This window comes from Geobacter sp. AOG2 (assembly GCF_019972295.1).
GTDB lineage: Bacteria > Desulfobacterota > Desulfuromonadia > Geobacterales > Pseudopelobacteraceae > Oryzomonas.
Genome location: NZ_BLJA01000001.1, coordinates 689,953 through 710,982 on the forward strand (window position 1 = coordinate 689,953; position 21,030 = coordinate 710,982).

A 21,030-nucleotide genomic window follows, 5' to 3' on the forward strand; every position below is an offset into this window, starting at 1 on the left:
TCCCTTTTGTGCGGCGTAGCGCTGCTACGCCTCCGCAGGGCCTTCTGCGGGTGCGACGATCTGACTATTTTTGAACAACCTGGATATTTCAACAGCCTGTTTATGGGATTGGAAACGCAATGAACACACAACAATGGATAGAAAAGTCGGATAAATACATCATGAAGACCTATGGCCGCTACCCCATCGTGCCGGTTAGGGGACAGGGATGCCGCCTGTGGGATGCCGACGGCAAGGAATATCTGGATTTTCTTGGGGGGGTCGCCGTCAACAACCTGGGGCATTGTCATCCTGCCGTCGTCGCCGCCCTGCAGAAACAGGCTGCCGAGTTGATCCACTGTTCCAACTACTACCAGATCCCGCAGCAGATTGAACTGGCCGAACTGTTGTGCAGCCATTCGTTTGCCGACAAGGCCTTTTTCTGCAACTCAGGAGCGGAGGCCAACGAAGCGGCCATCAAACTGGCCAGGAAGTACAGCCGTGACAAGTTCGGCCCCGAGCGCTACGAGATCATTACCGCAGCCGAGTCGTTCCACGGCCGCACCATGGCTACCGTCTCCGCTACCGGCCAGGAGAAGGTGCAGCGTTTCTTCGATCCGTTGCTACACGGCTTCAAGCACGTGCCTTTCGACGATGTCTCCGCCTTGGAGGCGGCCGTCACGGCCAACACCTGCGCCGTTATGCTGGAGCCGATTCAGGGCGAAGGGGGCGTCAACGTGCCGTCGCCCGGTTATTTCCAGGAAGTGCGGCGCATCTGCGACCAACTCGGCCTGATCCTGATCTTCGACGAGGTGCAGGTGGGCATGGGGCGTACCGGCAAGCTCTTTGCTTACGAACACTTCGATGTGCTTCCCGACATCATGACCCTGGCCAAGGCCCTGGCCGGTGGGGCGCCCATCGGCACCATGCTGGCCAGGGACGAGTTTGCCGCCGCCTTCGTGCCCGGCACCCACGGCTCCACCTTCGGGGGCAATCCCCTGGTTTGCGCGGCGGCCATCGCCACGGTCCGCACCATCCTGGAGGAGGGGATTCTCAACCGCACCGAGGAAATCGGCGAGTATCTGGTTGGAGAGCTGGAGTCTCTGGGGCGGAAATATCCTTTTGTCAGGGAGGTGCGCGGCATCGGCCTGATGATCGGCATGGGCCTGTCTGTCCCCGGCGCCGAGATCGTCAAGAAGGGGCACAGCCGCGGCCTGCTGCTCAACGTTACCCACGACACGGTGCTGCGTTTCGTACCGCCGCTGGTGGTGTCCAAACAGGAAATCAATACGATGATTGCAATTCTCGACGGCATTTTTGCCGAGGTCGAGGCATAAACGGAGGAAATCATGGCGCGACATTTTTTGGCGCTGCACGATTACAGCGAGATTGAACTCTACAGCATGCTCACCCTGGCGCGAGAGTTGAAGGAGAAACAGAAACAGGGCCTCCCCCACCGGCTTCTGGACGGCAAAACCCTGGCCATGATCTTCGAGAAGTCCTCCACCCGGACCCGCATCTCCTTCGAGGTGGGGGTGTTTCAACTGGGTGGGCACGGCCTCTTCATCTCCAACAGGGATTCCCAGATCGGGCGAGGCGAGCCTATCAAGGATACGGCACGAGTCATGTCCCGCTACTGCGACGGCGTGATGATCCGAACCTTCGGCCAGGAGATCGTGGACGAGTTTGCCCGGTATTCATCCGTGCCGGTCATCAACGGACTGACCGACCTGTTCCATCCCTGCCAGATCATGGCCGACCTGCTGACGGTCATGGAACACAAGGGTACCTACGAGGGGCTCAAGTTCGCCTGGGTGGGAGACGGTAACAACATGGCCAACACCTGGATCGAGGCTGCCGCCATCTTCGGATTCGACCTGGCCCTGGCCTGCCCTACGAGTTACCGGCCGGACCAGGCGGTGCTGGCCTGGGCCGATGCCAAGGCCCCCGGCAGGATCACTCTGACGGACGGCCCGAGGGCGGCGGTCAGGGATGCCGATGTGCTCAACACCGATGTGTGGGCGAGCATGGGGCAGGAGGCGGAACAGAAGGAGCGGGAGAGGGCATTTGCCGGCTACTGCCTGGATGACGCTTTGCTGGCCCTGGCCAAACCCGACGCCATCGTCCTGCACTGTCTCCCCGCCCATCGTGGTGAAGAGATTGCCGACTCGGTTATCGAAGGGAAGAATTCGGTGGTTTGGGACGAGGCTGAGAACCGATTACATGTGCAGAAGGCGATCATGGCGACACTCATGGGGTAGACCGCTTTTCCGCCATGCCGGCGTTGCCCTGTGGGAACTCCTTGTGCGACATGGCGCTGCCACGCCTCCGCGGGTTCCCTGGGGCGCCTTGGCCTGACGAAAAATCGACGCTTCTTGAGGGATGGATAAAAGCACCGTTTCCCTGACGAAACATTGATGGAATATTTCATACTAATCCGTTAAAGGAGAACCAACATGGCAAAAACTCAGAAACAGGAAATCAAGAAGATCGTCCTGGCCTATTCGGGTGGCCTGGATACCTCCATCATCCTCAAATGGCTTAAAAACGAGTATGGTTGCAAGGTGGTGGCCTTTTCGGCCGACCTGGGGCAGGGGGACGAACTGGCCCCGATCCGTGAGAAGGCTCTGGCCACCGGCGCCGACAAGGTCTACATCGACGACCTGAGGGAAGAATTCGTGCGGGATTTCGTATTCCCCATGTTCCGCGCCAATGCCATCTACGAAGGGCATTATCTGTTGGGTACCTCCATCGCCCGGCCGCTTATCGCCAAACGTCAGATGGAGATCGCCGCCAAAGAAAAATGTGATGCCGTCTCCCACGGCGCCACCGGCAAGGGGAACGATCAAGTCCGTTTCGAACTGGCCTACTACCACTTCAACCCCGCCATCAAGGTCGTCGCCCCCTGGCGCGAATGGGACCTGAACAGCCGCCAGGCCTTGATCGAATACGCCAAGAAGAATGGCATCCCGATCCCGGTCACCAAAAAGCGCCCTTGGTCTTCCGACCGCAACATGCTGCATATCTCCTTTGAGGGCGGCATTCTGGAGGATACCTGGGCCGAAGCGCCCGAGGAGATGTATGTATTGACCACGCCGCCGGAAAAGGCCCCCAATAAGCCGCAGTACGTGGAGATCGAGTTCAAGAACGGCAACGCCGTGGCGGTGGACGGCGAGAAGATGACGCCGGCTCAGTTGCTGGCCCACCTCAACTTCCTGGGGGGGCAGCACGGTATCGGCCGGGTGGACCTGCTGGAAAACCGTTCGGTGGGTATGAAGTCCCGCGGCGTCTACGAGACCCCCGGTGGCACCATCCTGCGCGAGGCCCACTCGGCGGTGGAACAGATCACCATGGACCGCGAAGTCCTGCGCATCCGTGATAGCCTGATTCCCGAGTATGCCCGGCAGATCTACGCCGGTTACTGGTTTTCCCCCGAGCGCCAGATGCTCCAGACGCTGATCGACGATTCCCAAAAGTGCGTCAACGGCGTGGCCCGCGTCAAGCTGTACAAGGGGCTCTGCCGCACCGTGGGACGCAAGTCCGAGACCGATTCACTCTTCAATCTGGATTTTGCAACTTTCGAGAAGGATCAGGTATTCAACCAGGCTGACGCCGAAGGCTTCATCAAGATCAATTCCCTGCGGCTCAGGATCAGGTCGCTGATGCAGGCCAACCGGAAGAAATAGGACATTTGTTTGCACGGCGTTTTTTTGCACACGAAGGGGCATGCCATGGTATGCCCCTTCGTTGTATCCGCTTCCTTTGCGGTTTAGCACAGGAAAGAAAAAGTCGCACCTCTCCGCTTTGATTTTATCCATTTTTCACGTATAGTAGCGGCCGTCATCAACTTTACTCTCAAGCACGAGGAACCGAGATACCATGTCCAAAGACAAGCTGTGGGGCGGTCGCTTCACCCAGCCCACCGATAAATTCGTTGAGGAGTTCACCGCCTCGATCCAGTTCGACAAGCGTCTCTATCACCAGGATATCCGCGGCTCCATTGCCCACGCCCGCATGTTGGGCAAGCAGGGGATCATCCCCATGGAGGATGTGGAGCAGATCGTCCACGGCCTGCAGCAGATCCTGCAGCAGATCGAGGCGGGAGAGTTCGACTTCTCCATCGCGCTGGAAGACATCCACATGAATATCGAGTCGAGGCTGTCCGCCAAAATCGGCGAGGCTGGCAAGCGCCTGCATACCGGCCGCTCGCGCAACGATCAGGTAGCTCTGGATATTCGCCTTTATCTGCGGGATGAGATCGTGGATATCACCACCTATCTTGACCTGCTGATCGACGCGCTTTTGGGGCAGGCCGAGACGAATCTTGATGTGATCATGCCCGGTTTCACCCATCTGCAAACCGCCCAGCCGATCCTGTTCAGCCACCACCTTATGGCCTATGTAGAGATGTTCAAGCGCGACAAGGGACGCATGGATGACTGCCTGAAACGGGTCAACGTGCTCCCCCTGGGAGCCGGCGCCCTGGCTGGCACAACCTTTCCCATAGACCGGGAGTACGTGGCCGAGCAGCTCAATTTCCCCGCGATTACTCGCAACTCCTTGGATTCTGTTTCGGATCGGGATTTCGGCCTGGAATTTCTGGCGGCGTCATCGATCCTGATGATGCATCTGTCCCGGTTTTCCGAGGAGTTGATCCTCTGGTCCACCAGCGAGTTCCGGTTCATCGAACTGTCGGACGGCTTCTGCACCGGTTCGTCCATCATGCCCCAGAAGAAGAACCCGGACGTACCCGAACTGGTGCGGGGCAAAACCGGCAGGGTCTACGGCAATCTGATGGCGCTTTTGACGGTGATGAAGTCGCTGCCGCTGGCCTACAACAAGGATATGCAGGAGGACAAGGAACCTCTTTTCGACACCATCGACACAGTTAAGGGGAGCCTCAAGATCTTTGCTGACATGATCAAGGAGATGCGGGTCAACGAGGCGTCCATGCGTCGCGCCGCCGGTTATGGTTTTTCCACCGCCACAGACGTGGCCGACTACCTGGTGCGCAAAGGGCTTGCCTTCCGCGACGCCCATGAGGTGGTAGGGAAGGCGGTAGCCTACTGCGTCGAAAACGAGATGGACATCACCGAGCTTTCGCTGGCCGAGTGGCAGCTGTTTTCGGCCAAGATCGACAATGATATCTTCGAGGCCATAACTGTCGAGGCCAGCGTCAATGCCCGCAACGTCCCTGGCGGTACGGCCAGGGTCCGGGTCGAGAGCGAGATTCGCGCCGCGCGTGAGGGAAAGTAGTGCCCGATGTACTGTGATTTTTTCGGATTCACCGAAAAGCCTTTTACGATCACGCCCAATCCCCAGTTCATCTACCTGAGCGGCAACCATCGCGAGGCGTTTGCCCATCTTCTGTACGGCATCGACAGTCATGCCGGTTTTATCGCCATGACCGGCGAGGTCGGCACCGGCAAGACCACGGTGCTGCGGACCTTATTGTCGCAACTCGACCCGGAAAAATACAAAAGCGCTCTGATCTTCAACCCCTGCCTGTCGGGAGAACAGCTTCTGGCGAGCATCTGCCGGGATTTCGGTATCGAGGCTGCGGAGAAGAACAGTTTTGCTTACCTGGAGGTCCTTAACCGCTACTTGTTGGAGCAGAATGCCGCCGGCCGCACCTTGGTACTGGTGATCGACGAGGCCCAGAACCTGGCTCCTGAGGTCCTGGAACAGGTACGCATGATATCCAATCTGGAGACGGAGCGGGACAAACTTATCCAGATTATTCTGGCCGGTCAGCCCGAACTCGATGCCGTATTCAACCGCCACGATCTGCGGCAGCTTAACCAACGCATCACGGTTCGCTGCAGGCTGTCGCCCATGGGACTGGACGACACGAAAGAGTATATCAGTCATCGTCTGAAGATCTCCGGGAGTCGTATTCCAGGGCTGTTCTCCGAGGGGGCGGTGAAACGCATCTACCGCGTTTCGGGCGGTATTCCCCGCCTTATCAATGTTGCCTGCGAGCAGGCGCTGCTCATGGCCTGGACGCGGGAAAGCCTGACGGTAACGCCGGACATAGCCGCCAAGGTCATTGCCGAAGCCGGGTTTGCGGGTCCCCGTAGGGGCCTTTGGAAACGAATCGCCGGTCTGTTCTTTCCGGGAAAGTGATCAGAAACGTATGAGTTATATCCTCGATGCCTTGAAAAAGCTGGAATCCGAAAAGGAACGGAAGGCCCGCGGCAGCGGCATGATCAATATCGCCGGGGAATTGTTCAAAAACGGTCCGGTTCCTCAAAAAGAACGCCGTAACTGGCCCGTAATTATGGGGCTGGCGCTGTTGGCATCACTCATAACCTTCGGTATGACCTTCCTGCTACTGCACGACGGCAAGGGGAAGAAACATGCCATTTTACCATCCCAGGTCACACCGGTACCGGTTACACTCTCGCCGGCACCACCACCGTCCCTTTCCGCCAGACCGATGCTGCCCGTACCGCCGCCCAAACCTTCTGTGGCTGTTCCCCCGCAGAAAGGCGCGCCGCCCCCGGCAAAGGCACTGAAAACCGGCAGGACCCCGCCGGTGCCCCGGCACGCCCCAGTCGCCAAGCCGATAAAACGTGTTACTCCGGTAGGTGGAGAGAACATCAACGTCCCTGTAGAATCTGCCAAGCCCGCTGCCGTGTCCCTTGTCCCCGCCCCAGCGGATATCAAGGTGTCGGGCATCGCCTGGCAGGAACATCGTGCCGCATCGCGGGCGGTGGTGAACGGTTTTCTCCTGCGGGAAGGCGATCAGGTTGCCGGTGCCAGGATCGTGGAGATCTTCCAGAACAGAATTCGTTTCAACTCGGCGGCGGGAACATTCGAGGTGTACCTGGTCGCTACCGGTTTACCGGGACCACCAAAATAGATGGATGCCGAGGTTCGTATGGGCGGTCGTTTTCTGCTGTTGTTCGTTGTAGTGTCGTTGGTTGCCGGTTGCGGGAAAAAGGGGCCTCTACTCTATCCTGACATGCTGGTCCCGGCTGCCGTGTCCGGTTTGACTGCCAGCCAGAGCGGCTCAAGCGTTAAGCTTGCCTTTGTGCTGCCCGATAAGGATTTGGCCGGGCGTTCCCTCCGGGATTTGGCCGGCGTAAGTATCTTCAAGCGTGTCGAGTCATCGCTTCAACAGCCCGATTGCCCCGCCTGCACAGACGATTTTCACCTTTTTCGCAAGCTCTATCTCGATCTGCCCGATGCCGCCCAGGTCTACGGCAACAAGGTTGTGCTCCTAGACAGCGAGACGCCCAGGGATACCGCCTACAGTTACTATGTTGTTCCCTTTGCCCGCGACAACTCCGTAGGGCCGAGTTCGGCGCCTGTGCGTGTGAGAGTGACGAGGTCACCGCTTCCTCCGGTTCTCCAGGTCCTGCCGGCGCCCACGGAGATCAAGCTGGAATTCGTGGCTCTGGCTCCCGAGGAAGGCACCCTTGTTGGATATAACGTGTATCGCGGCGCCAAAGGCGAACTCATGCCTTATCTGCCGCTGAACAAGGAGCCGCTTGCGGAAACCGTCTATGTGGATTCTGGCCTTGAGCGCAAGATGGTCTATCGCTATGTGGTTAGGGCGGTGGTGCGTATGCCGTGGGGTGGGATCGCCGAAAGTGTTGCGTCAAACGAAGAGGAAGGGGCCTTGAAGGAAGAGGAGTGATTTGCGGCAATACGCGGCGTCGCAAATGGAACCGTAAAAACATAGAAAAGGGCATCCCGCGGGATGCCCTTTTCTGTTACGCGTAACTGTCGATGCGGCAAGAAATTACTTGGCGACGGTTTCGGCCAGCTTGGTTGCGATCTCTTTGTAGGGGTTGGCGAACAGGATGATCAGGCAGACAACCAGGGCGTAGATGGCCAGGGACTCGATCATGGCCAGACCGATCATCATGGTGGTCAGGATTTTGCCGGAAGCGCCGGGGTTACGGGAAACGCCCTCAACGGCGCTTTTAACTGCCAGACCCTGACCGATGCCGGTACCCAGGGTGCCCAGTGCCATGCCGATACCTGCTGCCAGAACGCACATCGTGAAAAAGCTCATTGTTACTTCTCCTCTCTTCTTATGGTAGTTATCCTAAACAGTATAGGATCTGTGAAAACGTTATTGATACGAATGTAGAGGCGAGGCATTTTCCGTCCTGGCAAGGCTGTCGAGGGTGAGCGCGGAGGCGTAGCAGCGCTACGCCGCACAAGCGAGTCCGAAGACTTACGCAGCCAGGGCGGAAAAGGACCGCCGCCTAGTGTGCCTCTTCCAGCGACCCCTGGATGTAGATCATGGCCAGGAGCATGAAAACGAAGGCTTGGATGAAGGAAACCAGCACGCCCATCAGCATCATCGGCAGCGGCACCAGGAAAGGAGCCAGTCCGAAGAAGATCATCAGGACCAGTTCATGGCCATTCATGTTGCCGAAGAGACGAAGGGTGAGGGAAACCGGGCGGCTCAAATGGCCGATGACCTCAATGAAGAACATGATCGGTGCCAGCCAGGCGATGGGCCCCATGAAATGCTTCAGGTAGTGAAGTCCGTGGTGCTTGATCCCGACCACGTGGGTCGAGAGAAAGACGATTACGGCGCAGGCGGCCGTGGTGTTGATGTTGGCAGTGGGGGGAAAGAAGCCAGGGATCAGGCCGGTCAGGTTTGAAACCAGGATGAAGATCGCCAAGGTTGCTATCAGTGGGAAGTAGGGACGGCCATGTTCGCCCATGGTCTCTATGATCATGTTTTCAATGCCGCCGACAACCACTTCCATGAAATTCTGCAATCCGCCGGGGACCGCTTTGAGTGCCGACGTAGCCAGCACGGAAAGCACCAGCAACAGGATGATGATCAGCCAAGTGTAGGCGATGGCGTCGGCACTGGCTTCGTTAACATGCAACGGTGCAAGCAACTTGCGGAAAAACTCGAGAAACAGTAAGGGGTGAACCATGAAGCTAACCTCCCGTGCGCAGGGCACCATATATTGAAAGTGCTATTATGTTGACAACGATTACGGACAGTCCTGCCAGCAACCCTGCCAGCGAGAAACGTCCCGACGTGATGATGACGTACAATACCAAGCCGGTAACGGCGATCCGGGCCACGAACCTGATTTGAGCGTACAGGTTAGGCTTAGCCGGCATCAGGCCGAGGATTCGCTGGAGTACATTGCGCAGCCAGGCAAAATTGACGACGGCAATGATGCCGCCTGCCAGGATGCCCATCCCGGTCTTAAGCGAAAAAAAGATGAAGCCGGCAGCGCTCATAATCGCCAGCAGGGCCAGGCTCCCTTTGACAATGACGGCGAAGAGGTTATCCTCGTTTATCGCTGTCGTCATCTCTGTGGATCTCCCTGCCGGCTATTACGTAGATGTTCTTGAAACCGGCCGCAATCCCGATAAACAAAAAGATATAAAAGAACCATGGCTTGGTGCCGAGCCAGCGGTCGAGCGTCAGGCCGAACCAGACGCCGATTCCTATTGCCAGGACGACCGAGATGCCCATACTGGACACCATGGACAGGCTTTTGAACAGGTCGCGCTTGTCACGATCCATAGCTGTAGCCCCCAATATGGGCACCAAAACCGGTATTCCTTAGCATGGCCGCACACATAATGTCAAACAAAATAACAAAATAACGTTTGACCTAGGCAATCAAACGGAAGCATTTCGCGGCGGCGGCGATGGTCTTTTCCATATCAGCCTCGCTGAGGGCGGCCGACACGAAAGCTGTCTCAAACTGGGACGGCGCCAGATAGATTCCTTCATCCAGCATGGCCAGGAAATATTTGGCGAACGCCGTGGTGTCACATGCGGAGGCGGTCGGCCAGTCGTAGACCTCGTTTTTGCTGAAGAAGGCGCAGAACATGCTGCCGACCCGGGTGGAATAGATCGGGTAGCCGGCCGTCTTGGCTGCCTTGGCGATGCCTTCCGCTACTTGGCGGCTCTTCTCCTCCAACCCTTCATAGAACCCGGGCTGCTTGAGCAGGCCAAGGGTCGCGATTCCTGCCGACATGGCCAGCGGGTTGCCCGAGAGTGTGCCTGCCTGGTAGATGCCGCCGGATGGGGACAGTTTTTCCATGATCTCGCGCTTGCCGCCAAAGGCGCCCACCGGTAGACCGCCGCCGATAATCTTGCCCAAGGTGGTCATGTCGGGGGTGATGCCGAACAGGGACTGGGCACCGCCGTAGGCCACCCGGAAGCCGGACATGACCTCGTCGAAGATCAGAATGATGCCCTCGTTGGTGCATATCTCCCGCAATCCCTCCAGGAAACCTTCCCGCGGCGGGACGGTCCCCATGTTGCCTGCCACCGGCTCTACGATGATGCAGGCAATGGTGCCCCTGTTCTCGTCCACCAGTTTTCTCACCGAGTCGAGGGAGTTGTATTCTGCCGTCAGGGTATGTTTGGCAAAATCCGCAGGTACGCCGGGAGAGTCGGGCACGCCGAATGTGGCGGCACCTGAGCCGGCCTTGACCAGCAGGGAATCTGCATGGCCGTGGTAGCAGCCGGAAAATTTGAGGATGTTGTCTCGCCCGGTGTAGCCGCGGGCCAGACGGATGGCGCTCATGGTGGCTTCTGTCCCGGAACTGACCATTCGCACCATTTCGATGGAGGGAACTGCCTCAATCACCATGGTGGCCAGGATGGTTTCCTGTTCCGTCGGCGCGCCAAAACTTGCGCCGTTGTCCATGGTGCGCTTGACCGCCTCGATCACCTGAGGATGGCAGTGCCCCACGATCATTGGCCCCCAGGAGCCGACGTAGTCCACGAAGGCGTTGCCGTCCTCGTCGTAGATAGTGCTTCCGGCTGCCTTTTTGATGAAAAGCGGGTCGGCTCCCACGGACTTAAATGCCCTGACCGGGCTATTGACGCCGCCGGGAATCGCTGTTTTGGCCTGTTGGAAGAGTGCGCTGGAGCGAGTGTGGTTCATGGTGGAATGCCCCTTCTATTTAATTTCGAAATGAGCTGGCAACGGGGTGTTCTGGATAGCACATCAGGTCAGATTTTGTCAATCTTAAAGAGGTTTTTTTATTTTGATTTTAATATGTTGAGAAGAATGCCCCGATATTTTCCCTGGTACCAAAAAAGGGGAAAAATCTGCTTGACAAAGAAAATCAAATACCCTATTTTGACAGCGTTTTGTATACAGTATACCGCAAGTAATTAGGAGGGTTTCCGATGCTTGGTGCATATCTCCCCATACTTCTCCTGGTCGTTGTCGCCGTTTTGTTCGGACTTGTCTCGATCGTCATGTCCTCGCTCATCGGCCCGAAGAAGCCCTCGACTCTCAAGCTGGCTCCGTACGAGAGTGGCTGTGAGCCGGTCGGCACGGCACGGGAGCGCTTCTCGATCAAGTTCTACCTGATCGCCATGTTGTTCATTCTGTTCGATATCGAGGCGGTGTTTCTGTATCCGTGGGCGATCCTGTACAAAAAACTTGGCGTGTTTGGCCTAGTTGAGATGGGGACCTTTATCGTCATCCTCTTTGTCGGTTACATTTACGTTTGGAAAAAAGGAGCACTGGAATGGGAGTAGATAATCCGCTTGGCGACAACATCATAACCACGTCCCTGGATGCGCTCGTCAACTGGTCCAGAAAGTCGTCCATCTGGCCCATGACCTTTGGTCTGGCCTGCTGTGCCATCGAGATGATGGCGACGGGCGCCTCCCATAACGACCTTGACCGTTTCGGCATCATCTTTCGTGCCTCTCCCCGGCAGTCGGACTGCATCATCATTGCCGGTACGGTCACCAAGAAGATGCTGCCGGTCATTAAAACCGTCTATGAGCAGATGCCTGAACCCAAATGGGTCATTGCCATGGGCGCTTGCGCCTGTTCCGGCGGGATCTTCGACACCTACAGCGTTGTGCAGGGGATTGATGAGGCGCTTCCGGTCGACGTCTATATTCCGGGCTGCCCCCCGCGTCCCGAGGCGCTCCTGTACGGCCTCATGAAATTGCAGGACAAGATCATGCATGACAAAAATTCGTTCGGCTCCGCCATTGGCCTTGGCAACAGGATCGAATCGGCTGCCGCTTAACTCGTCCGGATGTAACTAAGAATATATCAAATCCCAAAAAAGGGTTGGATGCCATGGCAGAAAACAATCGTGCAGTAGTCAAGCTGAAAGAAAAGTTCGCCTCCTCCATCATTGAGGTCGTCGAATTTCGGGGTGAAGTGACGGTAACGATCAAAAAGCAAGATCTTCTGGCTGTCCTTGGCTTTTTGAAACAGTCTCTTCAGTACAATCTGCTCACGGACGTGACCGCGATTGACTATCTGGGTAAGAAGGAAGAGCGGTTCATGATGGTCTACCAGCTCTATTCCATTCCCAACAAGGACCGGCTGCGCATCAAGGCTGCCGTTTCCGAGGAAGAATGCCGTATCGAGAGCGCCACCCAGGTGTGGGCCACCGCCAACTGGCTGGAGCGCGAGGTCTATGACCTGTTCGGCATCACCTTCGACAACCACCCAGACCTGCGCCGCATCCTGATGACACCTGACTGGGAAGGTTATCCGTTGCGCAAGGACTATCCGCTCCAAGGTCCGGGCAGGGAACCCTACAAGGGGCGCTTGTCGTAATCCACCGCACAAACGTACTTCGTATCTACGATCACAGAAGAGGCGATATATGGCTACTACGGAAAAGATGACGCTGAATATGGGGCCGCAGCATCCCAGTACCCACGGGGTTCTCAGGCTCGTTCTCGAGCTGGACGGCGAGGTGATCACCAAGATCACTCCGGACATTGGCTACCTGCACCGCGGGGTGGAGAAACTCTCCGAGTACCGCACCTATCACCAGGTCCTGCCGTTAACCGACCGCCTCGACTACCTGGCGCCCATGCACAACAACCTGGGGTATATCCTGGCGGTTGAAAAGTTGTTGGACATCCAGGTTCCTGAACGTGCCCAGACCATACGGATCATCATGGCCGAGTTGACGCGCCTCGAATCTCATCTTGTGTGGATCGCCTGTCACGCCCTTGATATCGGCGCCATGACGGTATTCATCTACGCCTTCCGCGAACGCGAGGTTGTCATGGAGACCTATGAATTGATCTCCGGCGCCCGCATGACCTCCAACTTCTTCCGCGCAGGCGGGCTCTCACAGGATGTGCCGCCCGAATTCGAGAAGAAAGTGCGTGATTTTGTCGATTCCATGCCCGGCTTTCTGGATCAGTATGAAGGGCTTTTGACCACCAACCCGATCTGGCTCAAGCGTACGGTCGGCAACGGTATCATTTCGGCCGAGGATGCCATCGACATGGGCATCACCGGTCCGGCCCTGCGCGGTTCCGGCGTGGATTGGGATCTGCGCCGCGACAATCCCTACAGCGGATACGAGGGGTATCAGTTCCAGATACCGGTGGGAGAGAACTGCGACACCTTTGACCGTTACAAGGTGCGCTTGGTGGAGATGCGCGAGGCTTGCAAGATCATTACCCAAGCTCTGGACAGGCTCAAGCCCGGACCGGTGCTGGCCGATTGCCCGCAGGTCTGTTATCCCCCCAAGGAAAGCGTCTATAACTCCATCGAAGGCCTGATCCACCACTTCAAGATCGCCTCGGAAGGGTATCCCGTCCCGGAAGGTGAGGTCTACCAGGGAGTTGAGAATCCCAAGGGCGAATTGGGGTACTACATTGTCAGTGACGGTAGCTCCAAGCCCTACCGCATGCGGATCCGGCCTCCCTCATTCGTCAATCTCCAGGCCATCGAGAAGATGGCTAAGGGGTCCATGATAGCTGACTTGGTGGCGGTAATTGGAACGCTGGACATCGTTCTTGGCGAAATTGACAGATAACTCCCGTAGCGATTCAAAGGAGACGGCGCGAATGAGTGAAGCAGTTGCGCAACAGGCTGAAGAGCAGGAACCGGAAGTAGACCTCTCCATAGCCGATAAGGTTATCGACAAATACATCGATCTGCCGGGGAACCTGATGCCGGTCCTTCAAGCGGTTCAGGACGAGTACGGGTATGTGCCCCGCAAGGTCGCCGAACATGTCGCCGAGCGGCTGAATGTCTACCCCAGCCAGATCTACGGTGTTCTGACTTTTTATGCCCAGTTTCATCTGAAGCCCCGCGGACGTTTCATTATCCGGGTCTGTGTCGGGACCGCCTGTCATGTTTCGGGCGCTCCACGTATCGTCGAAACCTTCTTCGACAAACTGCACATCGGCCACGCCGAAACCACACCCGATCTGCGCTATACCTTTGAGAAGGTTGCCTGCCTGGGCGCCTGCGGCATGGCACCCTTGGCCATGGTCAACGATGACACCTTCGGCAAGATGACCGTCCAGAAGGTTGACGAGATAATTGCCGAATACAACCAGCGGCCGATGAAATAGAACCGACTCAACCATTCCAGCAGGGGACAAAGCGTTATGGGCGAAGCAATAAAGATTCTGATATGTCAAGGGACCGGCGGTATCTCGGCCGGGGCGAAAAAGGTCGAGGCGGAGTTTCGCCGGGTGCTCCAGGAAAAGGGCGTGGACGCGGTGGTGGGCAAACGCTGCGAGGTCATCCACACCGGTTGCCGCGGTTTGTGCGCCAATGACGTCCTGGTAGACATAATTACCGACGAGCAGGGGCGGGTTACCTACGACTTTGTTCAGCCTGAAGAGGTCGAACAGATCGTCAACGAGCATATTGTCGCCAAGACGGTCATTGAAAAGCGGAAGGCGAAACCGTATTACAATACCTTCGTCGATGCCCAGATGCGCGTCGTTATGTCCGGTTGCGGCCAGATAAACCCCGAGTCGCTGGATGCCTTCCTCGGAGAAGACGGTTTCAAGGCCATTGAGAAATGCGTCAAGAGCATGAAGCCGGAAGAGGTTATCGAAGAGGTCAAAAAATCCGGTCTCCGCGGCCGTGGGGGCGGTGGTTTCCCCACCGGCATGAAATGGTCCTTCTGCAAGGCCTCTCCCGGCGATCACAAATACCTGATCTGCAACGCCGATGAAGGGGACCCGGGCGCGTTCATGGACCGCTCCCTGCTGGAAGGAGACCCCTACTGTATCATAGAGGGCATGATGGTTGCGGCCTATGCCATCGGATGCGACTTCGGTTATGTATATGTGCGCGCCGAATACCCGCTGGCGGTTCAACGCCTCCAGCGCGCCATCGACGTTTGCTACGAAAAAGGCTACCTGGGTCAGAATATCCAGGGGTGGGGCCTTAATTTCGACATGCGTATCAAGATGGGTGCCGGTGCCTTCGTTTGCGGTGAAGAAACCGCCCTAATGGCCTCCATTGAGGGGCAACGAGGTATGAGCCGCCCCCGTCCGCCGTTTCCGGCCGTACGCGGCCTGTGGGGCAAGCCGACCAACATCAACAACGTCGAGACTTTTGCCAACGTCCGGCATATCATCAACAAAGGTGCTGCCTGGTATGCTTCTCTGGGTACCGAGACCACCAAAGGGACCAAGATTTTTGCCGTTACCGGTAAGGTCAAGCACACCGGTCTGGTAGAGGTTCCGGCCGGCATGACCGTCCGCGCGGTTCTCTATGACGTGTGCGGGGGCATCCTCAATAATCGCAAGTTCAAGGCCGTCCAGGCCGGTGGTCCGTCCGGGGGTTGCATTCCCGGCGAGATCCTAGACACCCCGGTTGATTACGACTCCCTGATCAAGGCCGGCGCCATGATGGGCTCCGGCGGCTTGGTCGTCATGGACGAGACCACCTGCATGGTGGACGTCGCCCGCTTCTTCCTGAGCTTCACCAGGATGGAGTCCTGCGGTAAATGCGTTCCCTGCCGTATCGGCCTGAAGGTCATGCTGGATATTCTGGAGCGGATTACCGAAGGGCGCGGCGAACTGTCCGATATCGATACCCTCCTGGATCTGGGGGTTGCCATCAAGAAGGCCTCCCTGTGCGGCCTCGGCCAGACTGCTCCCAACCCGATCCTTTCCACCATCAACTATTTCCGCCACGAGTACGAGGCCCATATCACCGATAAACGGTGCCCCTCCAACAGTTGCAAGGAGTTGCTCCTGTGGCAGATTGTGGAGGACAAGTGCGTCAAGTGCGGTGCCTGCAAGAAAGCCTGCCCGGTGGACGCCATTACCTGGGAAAAAGGGCAGATCGCCTTCCTGGACAAGGAAAAATGCACCAAGTGCAAGTCCTGTTATGACGCCTGCCGCTTCATGGCGATCGAATAGAACCGGTTCCTTAACGAGTCAAACTCATTGATAGAGGTTGAGATGGTAAATCTGACGATAGATGACAAGCAGGTTACGGCTCCCAAGAGCGCGACCATTTACGAAGCCGCCAAGATCAACGGGATCAAGATCCCGATCCTGTGCCACGACAAGAAATTGAAACCCTTCGGCGCCTGCCGCATGTGCTTGGTGGAAGTGGAACAGATGAAGGGACGGCAGATTCCGGCCTGTACTACGCCGGTCACCGACGGCATGATCATCCGTACCTCAACCCCGGATATCATCAAGGCTCGCAAGATGGTCCTGGAACTCTTGCTGCTCAACCACCCCATCGACTGTCCGGTCTGTGACAAGGGTGGTGACTGCGACTTGCAGAACCTGACCTATGAATATCAGGTGAATGCCAACCGTTTCAGTGATGAGAAATTTCACCATGAGATTGACTATAGCAACCCGCTGATCGAGCGCGACATGAACCGCTGCGTGCTGTGCGGCAAGTGCGCCCGCATCTGCGACGAGATCGTCTCCTTCGGCGCCCTGACCTTCATCAGTCGTGGCATTGAAACAAAGATCGGCTGCGAGTTCGAAGGCTCGCTCAACTGTGAGTTCTGCGGTTCCTGTGTCTCTGTCTGCCCGGTCGGCTCGCTTCTGGCACGTCCTTTCAAGTTCAAGGCCCGCTTCTGGGCTCTTACCAACCAGAAATCCGTGTGCAGCTACTGCGGCACCGGCTGCAACCTGACCCTTGGCGTCAAGGACAACAAAGTTCTGACCACGGTTTACGACGAAAACCAGGGATTCCACAACGGCCAACTCTGCTGTCGTGGCCGGTTCGGGTATCAGTTCATCAACTCGGACAAGCGCCTGACCACCCCGCTGGTTCGTAAGGGCGGTGCCCTGATGGAAGCGAGTTGGGACGAAGCACTGGAGTTGGTCGCCACTCGCCTGAGGGGTGCCGGTGCATCGGCGGCCGCCTTGGCCACGCCGCGCCTAACCAACGAAGAACTGCTGCTGTTCAAGAAACTGATGGAGGCCGCCGGTTCCGCCAATTACGACCATTCAGCCGGCTACGCCCACGCCGCCCTTACCAAGGGTTTCGCCCGCAGCTTCGGGGCAACGGCTTCTCCTTCGACCATTCTTGATATACAGAAGAGCGACCTACTTCTGGTCATCAAGACCGATAGCTATGAAACTCATCCAGTGATCGGTTTCGAGATCAACATGGCGGTCAAGAACAAGGGCGCCAAGCTGAACATCCTCTCCGACAAGCGCGGTAAGCTCTCCAAGCTGCCGGACGCCAAAACCTTCGTGCACACCCCTGGCAGCGAGATCGCCGTCATCAACTCCCTGGCAAAGGCGATCTTAGATGAAAAACTGGCTGCAGGTTCCGCCGTTTCGATCCCCGGTTATGCCGATCTGGAAAAGGCTCTGGCCGGTTTCACACCGGATGCGGTTGCCGTGCAGAGCGGCCTGAGCGCCGCCGCAATCAAGCAACTTGCCAGCGACTACGCAAAGGCCGAGAAAGCCTTGATCATCTTCCCCGTCGGCAATGCCTATCCCGGCCATAACGCCGACATGGCCAGCGCCGTGGCCAACCTGGCTCTCCTGACCGGCAAGCTCGGCACGGAAGGGAGCGGCGTCCTTTGCATGGCTGAAAAGAACAACAGCCAGGGCGCCGTGGATATGGGGTTCTACGCCACCAGCGGTCTGCAGGCGGGACAGATCATGGACGGTTGCGCCAGCGGTGCAATCAAAACCCTGTTCCTTGCCGGCGAGAACCCGGTCGTTTCCTACCCGAACCGGGCTGTCGTCACGACGGCCCTTGACAAAGTTGAATTTCTGGTGGTCTCCGACCTGTTCATGACCGAGACTGCGGCCATGGCCGACGTCGTGCTACCTGCCTGCTCTTTTGCCGAAAAGGAAGGGACCTTCACCAGCGTTGACCGTCGTGTTCAGCACATCAAACCGGCCATCAGGAAGGTCGGCCAAAGCCGTACCGATTTTGAGATCTTCAGCACTCTGATCGCCAAGCTGGGTGGGCAGGCGCCCGCCGCGCCGGCGGCCGTATTCGGTGAGATTGCGGCATCAGCCCCCGGATATGCCGGCATGTCCTATGCCGCCCTAGGAGAAACGGGGGCCTTTGCACCGGTTGACATCACGCCCGCGTTCGTCGTGCCCAAGACAGTGGCCGTTGAACCGGCGGCAGGCAAACTGGCTCTGGTCATCGGCAGCGTCCTGTACCATAACGGCACCCTGTCCCAGTTTGGCGAAGGTCCCATGTATGTCTGCCCTGAAGGGTACGTGGAACTCTCCCGTGGCGATGCCGCCAAGCTGAATGTCGCAGAAAACGATCTGCTGAATGTGACCTCCGCGGCCGGCTCGACCAAGCTGAAGGCCAGGATCAGCTCGCGCATGCCTGAAGGCGTGCTGTTCAGTCCGTACCACTTTGGCGCGGCTGAAATCAACCGGGTCTGGAGCGGTGCTCCGGTTACCTGGGTGACCGTGACCAAGTAATCTGAAACTAACGTTCTCGGACTTATTTCATACTCGCAAGAAAAGAGGGACAGATGGGAATCGAGATTTTAGGACTGCCGATGATGTATTACATCGCCATGGTCGCCAAGGTTCTTGTGGCATTCGTCTTCGTGCTCTTGACCGTGGCCTATGCCACCTACGCCGAGCGTAAAATCATCGGCCACATGCAGGTACGCCTGGGACCGATGCGCACCGGCTGGCACGGCCTGTTGCAACCGATCGCCGACGGGGTCAAGCTCTTTTTCAAGGAAGAGATTATCCCCTCCCAGGCGAGTACGTTCGCGTTCCTGATCGCGCCGCTGATCGCCCTCATACCGGCCTTTATCACCTTTGCAGTCATCCCCTTCGGCGGCGTCATCGAGGTGGGAGGCTATAAGATCCCGCTACAGATCGCCAGCTATTTCGACATGAATGCAGGTCGGGTCTTCGATGTCAACGTCGGCGTCCTCTATATCCTGGCAATGTCCTCCCTGGGGGTTTACGGCATCGTCCTGGCTGGTTGGGCGTCTAACAGCAAATACTCCCTGATGGGCGGCCTGCGCGCCTCTGCACAGATGATCTCCTACGAGCTTTCGGCCGGTCTGGCCATTGTGTCGGTGTTCATGCTCTCCGGTACCCTGTCACTCAACGAGATCGTTAATCAGCAGTCCGGTTTCGGCTGGTATGCCTTCAAGCAACCACTGGCTGCCGTCATGTTCTTCATCTGCTCCCTGGCCGAGATCAACCGCACTCCCTTCGACCTTCCCGAGGCAGAAACCGAGTTGGTATCCGGTTTCTGCACCGAGTATTCAAGCATGAAGTACGCCATGTTTTTCATGGCCGAGTATGCAAACATGGTGACGGTCTGCGCCCTGACGGCAACCCTGTTTCTGGGCGGCTGGAACGGACCGCTGGCTACCGCTATTCCCCTGCTTGGACCGGTCTATTTCGTGGCCAAGGTGTATTTCCTGATGTTTTTCTGCATGTGGATTCGCGCCACACTGCCCCGCTACCGTTACGATCAGCTCATGCACCTGGGATGGAAAGTGCTCCTGCCGCTGGCGCTGGTGAATATCGTGGTGACCGGCGTCGTTGGCTACTTCATCAACTAAGCTGTACGAGACACGCAACTCCAAGAACAAGGATGGAATCATGAATCCGATTACGCCGATTATAAATGGTCTGAAGATCACTCTGAGCCACCTCTTCAAGAAGCCGGTCACCCTGCAGTACCCGACCGAGCGTCCCAAGGTCGCGCAACGTTTCAGGGGATTGCATGCCCTCAACGTCTCCCACAACAAGGCCAAATGCGTGGCGTGCTACCTCTGCCCCACGGTCTGCCCGGCCAAGTGCATCACCGTCGAGGCGGGTGAGGATGCCAATCACGATAAGTATGCGGCCAGGTATGAGATCGACATGCTACGGTGCATCTTCTGCGGTTATTGCGTGGAGGCCTGTCCGGTGGACGCCATCAGGATGACCGGCGAGTTCGAGCTGGCAAACTATCGCCGCCAGGATTTTGTCTATTCCAAGGAACGCCTCTTAGAAAAGAAATAAAGGAGCAGTGCATGGAAACCCTCTTCTTCCTAATCATCACGCTGGTGGCCATTGTGTCGGCGATCCTGGTGATCACCTGCAAGAACCCGATCAATAGCGCCCTGTCGCTGGTGATGACCTTCTTCTGCCTGGCAACATACTATGTCATGCTGGATGCCCCCTTCATGGCAGCCGTGCAGGTAATGGTGTACGCCGGTGCCATCATGGTCCTGATCGTGTTTACCATCATGCTGCTCAACATCAGGGTTGACGCGACCAAGAAACATTCCCACAAAATCGTGTTGGGTTCCATTATCGGTTTCTTCACCCTGGTCAACACGGCCTTCATCATCTTCAAGAGCCGTGTTGCCATGCCCAACGGGCCATTGACCGGTGAGATGATCAGGCAACAGGGGCACACCGAACTGATCGGGCGCGAGATGTTCACCACCTTCCTGCTCCCCTTCGAAATCACCTCGATCCTGCTCCTGGTGGCCATTGTCGGCGCGGTCATCCTGGCAAAGAAAAAACTCTAACAGAGGGCATATACATGGAAAACCTGAACAGCTATCTCATCGTGAGCGCCATCCTCTTCTCCATCGGGACCATCGGCGTGCTGACCCGTAAGAATGCCATCGTGATCTTCATGTGCGTTGAACTGATGCTCAATGCGGTCAACCTGACGTTCGTGGCGCTCTCCCGTCATCTGGGCAACCTGGACGGCCAGATCTTCGTGTTTTTCGTCATGACCGTCGCCGCCGCCGAGGCTGCCGTCGGCCTGGCCCTGATGATTGCCTTCTACAACAACAAGGAATCCATTGATGTGGAAGACATGAACATCATGAAGTGGTAGCAGTACTGCGGCATAACCAGAGAGT

The 21,030-nt window shown here is 57.2% G+C and carries 23 protein-coding genes; 18 read left to right on the top strand and 5 right to left on the bottom strand.

The features are described 5' to 3' along the window. The first annotated feature begins 119 nt into the window (after positions 1–119). The 7 genes from LDN12_RS03040 (at position 120) to LDN12_RS03070 (ending at position 7,624) form a co-directional block, all read left to right on the top strand. The gene (locus LDN12_RS03040; RefSeq protein ID WP_223921215.1) at positions 120–1,316 is read left to right on the top strand and encodes an acetylornithine transaminase; all 1,197 of its coding nucleotides are present in this window, start codon (positions 120–122) and stop codon (positions 1,314–1,316) included. A 12-nt stretch (positions 1,317–1,328) separates the two neighbouring features. Next, entirely contained in the window at positions 1,329–2,240 is a 912-nt protein-coding gene (gene argF / locus LDN12_RS03045) for an ornithine carbamoyltransferase (RefSeq protein ID WP_223921216.1), read from the top strand. Positions 2,241–2,435: 195 nt separating this feature from the next. Beyond that, positions 2,436–3,665, top strand: coding sequence for an argininosuccinate synthase (locus LDN12_RS03050; protein ID WP_223921217.1), 1,230 nt, complete (start codon positions 2,436–2,438; stop codon positions 3,663–3,665). 193 nt (positions 3,666–3,858) lie between these two features. Continuing rightward, positions 3,859–5,235: an argininosuccinate lyase gene (gene argH, locus LDN12_RS03055; RefSeq protein ID WP_223921218.1), complete on the top strand. Its 1,377-nt coding sequence runs from the start codon at positions 3,859–3,861 to the stop codon at positions 5,233–5,235. Between the two features lie 6 nt (positions 5,236–5,241). Beyond that, a complete protein-coding gene (locus LDN12_RS03060) occupies positions 5,242–6,105 on the top strand; it encodes an ExeA family protein (protein WP_223921219.1) in 864 nt (287 codons plus the stop codon). 10 nt (positions 6,106–6,115) lie between these two features. Then, entirely contained in the window at positions 6,116–6,844 is a 729-nt protein-coding gene (locus LDN12_RS03065) for a hypothetical protein (RefSeq protein WP_223921220.1), read from the top strand. A gap of 18 nt (positions 6,845–6,862) precedes the next feature. After that, a complete protein-coding gene (locus LDN12_RS03070; RefSeq protein WP_223921221.1) occupies positions 6,863–7,624 on the top strand; it encodes a fibronectin type III domain-containing protein in 762 nt (253 codons plus the stop codon). A gap of 105 nt (positions 7,625–7,729) precedes the next feature. Here the strand turns inward: LDN12_RS03070 and atpE are convergent, their stop codons facing one another. From atpE to hemL, 5 genes are all read right to left on the bottom strand, one after another. After that, positions 7,730–8,005: an ATP synthase F0 subunit C gene (gene atpE, locus LDN12_RS03075; RefSeq protein ID WP_149211401.1), complete on the bottom strand. Its 276-nt coding sequence runs from the start codon at positions 8,003–8,005 to the stop codon at positions 7,730–7,732. Positions 8,006–8,201: 196 nt separating this feature from the next. Then, positions 8,202–8,891, bottom strand: coding sequence for a F0F1 ATP synthase subunit A (gene atpB, locus LDN12_RS03080; RefSeq protein WP_223921222.1), 690 nt, complete (start codon positions 8,889–8,891; stop codon positions 8,202–8,204). A gap of 4 nt (positions 8,892–8,895) precedes the next feature. After that, the gene (locus LDN12_RS03085; protein WP_223921223.1) at positions 8,896–9,279 is read right to left on the bottom strand and encodes an ATP synthase subunit I; all 384 of its coding nucleotides are present in this window, start codon (positions 9,277–9,279) and stop codon (positions 8,896–8,898) included. After that, positions 9,254–9,496, bottom strand: coding sequence for an AtpZ/AtpI family protein (locus LDN12_RS03090; protein ID WP_223921224.1), 243 nt, complete (start codon positions 9,494–9,496; stop codon positions 9,254–9,256). Before LDN12_RS03090 ends, LDN12_RS03085 begins: the two co-directional genes overlap by 26 nt. A gap of 91 nt (positions 9,497–9,587) precedes the next feature. Then, complete coding sequence (gene hemL, locus LDN12_RS03095) at positions 9,588–10,874, bottom strand: glutamate-1-semialdehyde 2,1-aminomutase (RefSeq protein WP_223921225.1); 1,287 nt, start codon at positions 10,872–10,874, stop codon at positions 9,588–9,590. 248 nt (positions 10,875–11,122) lie between these two features. On the opposite strand from hemL, the gene LDN12_RS03100 reads away from it, so the two are divergent. From LDN12_RS03100 to nuoK, 11 genes are read left to right on the top strand one after another with little or no spacing between them, the layout of a single operon-like run. Then, the gene (locus LDN12_RS03100) at positions 11,123–11,479 is read left to right on the top strand and encodes an NADH-quinone oxidoreductase subunit A (protein ID WP_223921226.1); all 357 of its coding nucleotides are present in this window, start codon (positions 11,123–11,125) and stop codon (positions 11,477–11,479) included. Next, positions 11,470–11,985 carry an NADH-quinone oxidoreductase subunit B gene (locus LDN12_RS03105; RefSeq protein ID WP_223921227.1) on the top strand — a complete coding sequence of 172 codons (516 nt, stop codon included), beginning with the start codon at positions 11,470–11,472 and terminating at the stop codon, positions 11,983–11,985. The genes LDN12_RS03100 and LDN12_RS03105 overlap by 10 nt, the downstream gene beginning before the upstream one ends. Before the next feature lie 53 nt (positions 11,986–12,038). Next, positions 12,039–12,527, top strand: coding sequence for an NADH-quinone oxidoreductase subunit C (locus LDN12_RS03110; protein WP_223921228.1), 489 nt, complete (start codon positions 12,039–12,041; stop codon positions 12,525–12,527). A 49-nt stretch (positions 12,528–12,576) separates the two neighbouring features. Continuing rightward, positions 12,577–13,749: an NADH dehydrogenase (quinone) subunit D gene (gene nuoD / locus LDN12_RS03115; RefSeq protein WP_223921229.1), complete on the top strand. Its 1,173-nt coding sequence runs from the start codon at positions 12,577–12,579 to the stop codon at positions 13,747–13,749. A gap of 31 nt (positions 13,750–13,780) precedes the next feature. Continuing rightward, positions 13,781–14,293 (top strand): NAD(P)H-dependent oxidoreductase subunit E, encoded by a 513-nt coding sequence (locus tag LDN12_RS03120; protein WP_223921230.1) that lies wholly within the window; start codon positions 13,781–13,783, stop codon positions 14,291–14,293. A gap of 36 nt (positions 14,294–14,329) precedes the next feature. Further along, the gene (gene nuoF, locus LDN12_RS03125) at positions 14,330–16,105 is read left to right on the top strand and encodes an NADH-quinone oxidoreductase subunit NuoF (RefSeq protein WP_223921231.1); all 1,776 of its coding nucleotides are present in this window, start codon (positions 14,330–14,332) and stop codon (positions 16,103–16,105) included. 42 nt (positions 16,106–16,147) lie between these two features. Further along, positions 16,148–18,616 (top strand): molybdopterin-dependent oxidoreductase, encoded by a 2,469-nt coding sequence (locus LDN12_RS03130; RefSeq protein ID WP_223921232.1) that lies wholly within the window; start codon positions 16,148–16,150, stop codon positions 18,614–18,616. Between the two features lie 53 nt (positions 18,617–18,669). After that, positions 18,670–19,728 (top strand): NADH-quinone oxidoreductase subunit NuoH, encoded by a 1,059-nt coding sequence (nuoH, locus tag LDN12_RS03135; protein WP_223921233.1) that lies wholly within the window; start codon positions 18,670–18,672, stop codon positions 19,726–19,728. A gap of 40 nt (positions 19,729–19,768) precedes the next feature. Further along, the gene (gene nuoI, locus LDN12_RS03140) at positions 19,769–20,173 is read left to right on the top strand and encodes an NADH-quinone oxidoreductase subunit NuoI (RefSeq protein ID WP_223921234.1); all 405 of its coding nucleotides are present in this window, start codon (positions 19,769–19,771) and stop codon (positions 20,171–20,173) included. 11 nt (positions 20,174–20,184) lie between these two features. Beyond that, the gene (locus LDN12_RS03145; protein ID WP_223921235.1) at positions 20,185–20,688 is read left to right on the top strand and encodes an NADH-quinone oxidoreductase subunit J; all 504 of its coding nucleotides are present in this window, start codon (positions 20,185–20,187) and stop codon (positions 20,686–20,688) included. Positions 20,689–20,702: 14 nt separating this feature from the next. Further along, on the top strand, positions 20,703–21,005 hold the full coding sequence (gene nuoK / locus LDN12_RS03150) for an NADH-quinone oxidoreductase subunit NuoK (protein ID WP_223921236.1): 303 nt from the start codon (positions 20,703–20,705) through the stop codon (positions 21,003–21,005). Positions 21,006–21,030: the final 25 nt, after the last annotated feature.

Coding starts and splice junctions, on each gene's coding strand:
- LDN12_RS03040 (WP_223921215.1), top strand. CDS start 120: ATGAACACACAACAATGGATAGAAAAGTCGGATAAATACATCATGAAG.
- argF (WP_223921216.1), top strand. CDS start 1,329: ATGGCGCGACATTTTTTGGCGCTGCACGATTACAGCGAGATTGAACTC.
- LDN12_RS03050 (WP_223921217.1), top strand. CDS start 2,436: ATGGCAAAAACTCAGAAACAGGAAATCAAGAAGATCGTCCTGGCCTAT.
- argH (WP_223921218.1), top strand. CDS start 3,859: ATGTCCAAAGACAAGCTGTGGGGCGGTCGCTTCACCCAGCCCACCGAT.
- LDN12_RS03060 (WP_223921219.1), top strand. CDS start 5,242: ATGTACTGTGATTTTTTCGGATTCACCGAAAAGCCTTTTACGATCACG.
- LDN12_RS03065 (WP_223921220.1), top strand. CDS start 6,116: ATGAGTTATATCCTCGATGCCTTGAAAAAGCTGGAATCCGAAAAGGAA.
- LDN12_RS03070 (WP_223921221.1), top strand. CDS start 6,863: ATGGGCGGTCGTTTTCTGCTGTTGTTCGTTGTAGTGTCGTTGGTTGCC.
- atpE (WP_149211401.1), bottom strand. CDS start 8,005: ATGAGCTTTTTCACGATGTGCGTTCTGGCAGCAGGTATCGGCATGGCA.
- atpB (WP_223921222.1), bottom strand. CDS start 8,891: ATGGTTCACCCCTTACTGTTTCTCGAGTTTTTCCGCAAGTTGCTTGCA.
- LDN12_RS03085 (WP_223921223.1), bottom strand. CDS start 9,279: ATGACGACAGCGATAAACGAGGATAACCTCTTCGCCGTCATTGTCAAA.
- LDN12_RS03090 (WP_223921224.1), bottom strand. CDS start 9,496: ATGGATCGTGACAAGCGCGACCTGTTCAAAAGCCTGTCCATGGTGTCC.
- hemL (WP_223921225.1), bottom strand. CDS start 10,874: ATGAACCACACTCGCTCCAGCGCACTCTTCCAACAGGCCAAAACAGCG.
- LDN12_RS03100 (WP_223921226.1), top strand. CDS start 11,123: ATGCTTGGTGCATATCTCCCCATACTTCTCCTGGTCGTTGTCGCCGTT.
- LDN12_RS03105 (WP_223921227.1), top strand. CDS start 11,470: ATGGGAGTAGATAATCCGCTTGGCGACAACATCATAACCACGTCCCTG.
- LDN12_RS03110 (WP_223921228.1), top strand. CDS start 12,039: ATGGCAGAAAACAATCGTGCAGTAGTCAAGCTGAAAGAAAAGTTCGCC.
- nuoD (WP_223921229.1), top strand. CDS start 12,577: ATGGCTACTACGGAAAAGATGACGCTGAATATGGGGCCGCAGCATCCC.
- LDN12_RS03120 (WP_223921230.1), top strand. CDS start 13,781: ATGAGTGAAGCAGTTGCGCAACAGGCTGAAGAGCAGGAACCGGAAGTA.
- nuoF (WP_223921231.1), top strand. CDS start 14,330: ATGGGCGAAGCAATAAAGATTCTGATATGTCAAGGGACCGGCGGTATC.
- LDN12_RS03130 (WP_223921232.1), top strand. CDS start 16,148: ATGGTAAATCTGACGATAGATGACAAGCAGGTTACGGCTCCCAAGAGC.
- nuoH (WP_223921233.1), top strand. CDS start 18,670: ATGGGAATCGAGATTTTAGGACTGCCGATGATGTATTACATCGCCATG.
- nuoI (WP_223921234.1), top strand. CDS start 19,769: ATGAATCCGATTACGCCGATTATAAATGGTCTGAAGATCACTCTGAGC.
- LDN12_RS03145 (WP_223921235.1), top strand. CDS start 20,185: ATGGAAACCCTCTTCTTCCTAATCATCACGCTGGTGGCCATTGTGTCG.
- nuoK (WP_223921236.1), top strand. CDS start 20,703: ATGGAAAACCTGAACAGCTATCTCATCGTGAGCGCCATCCTCTTCTCC.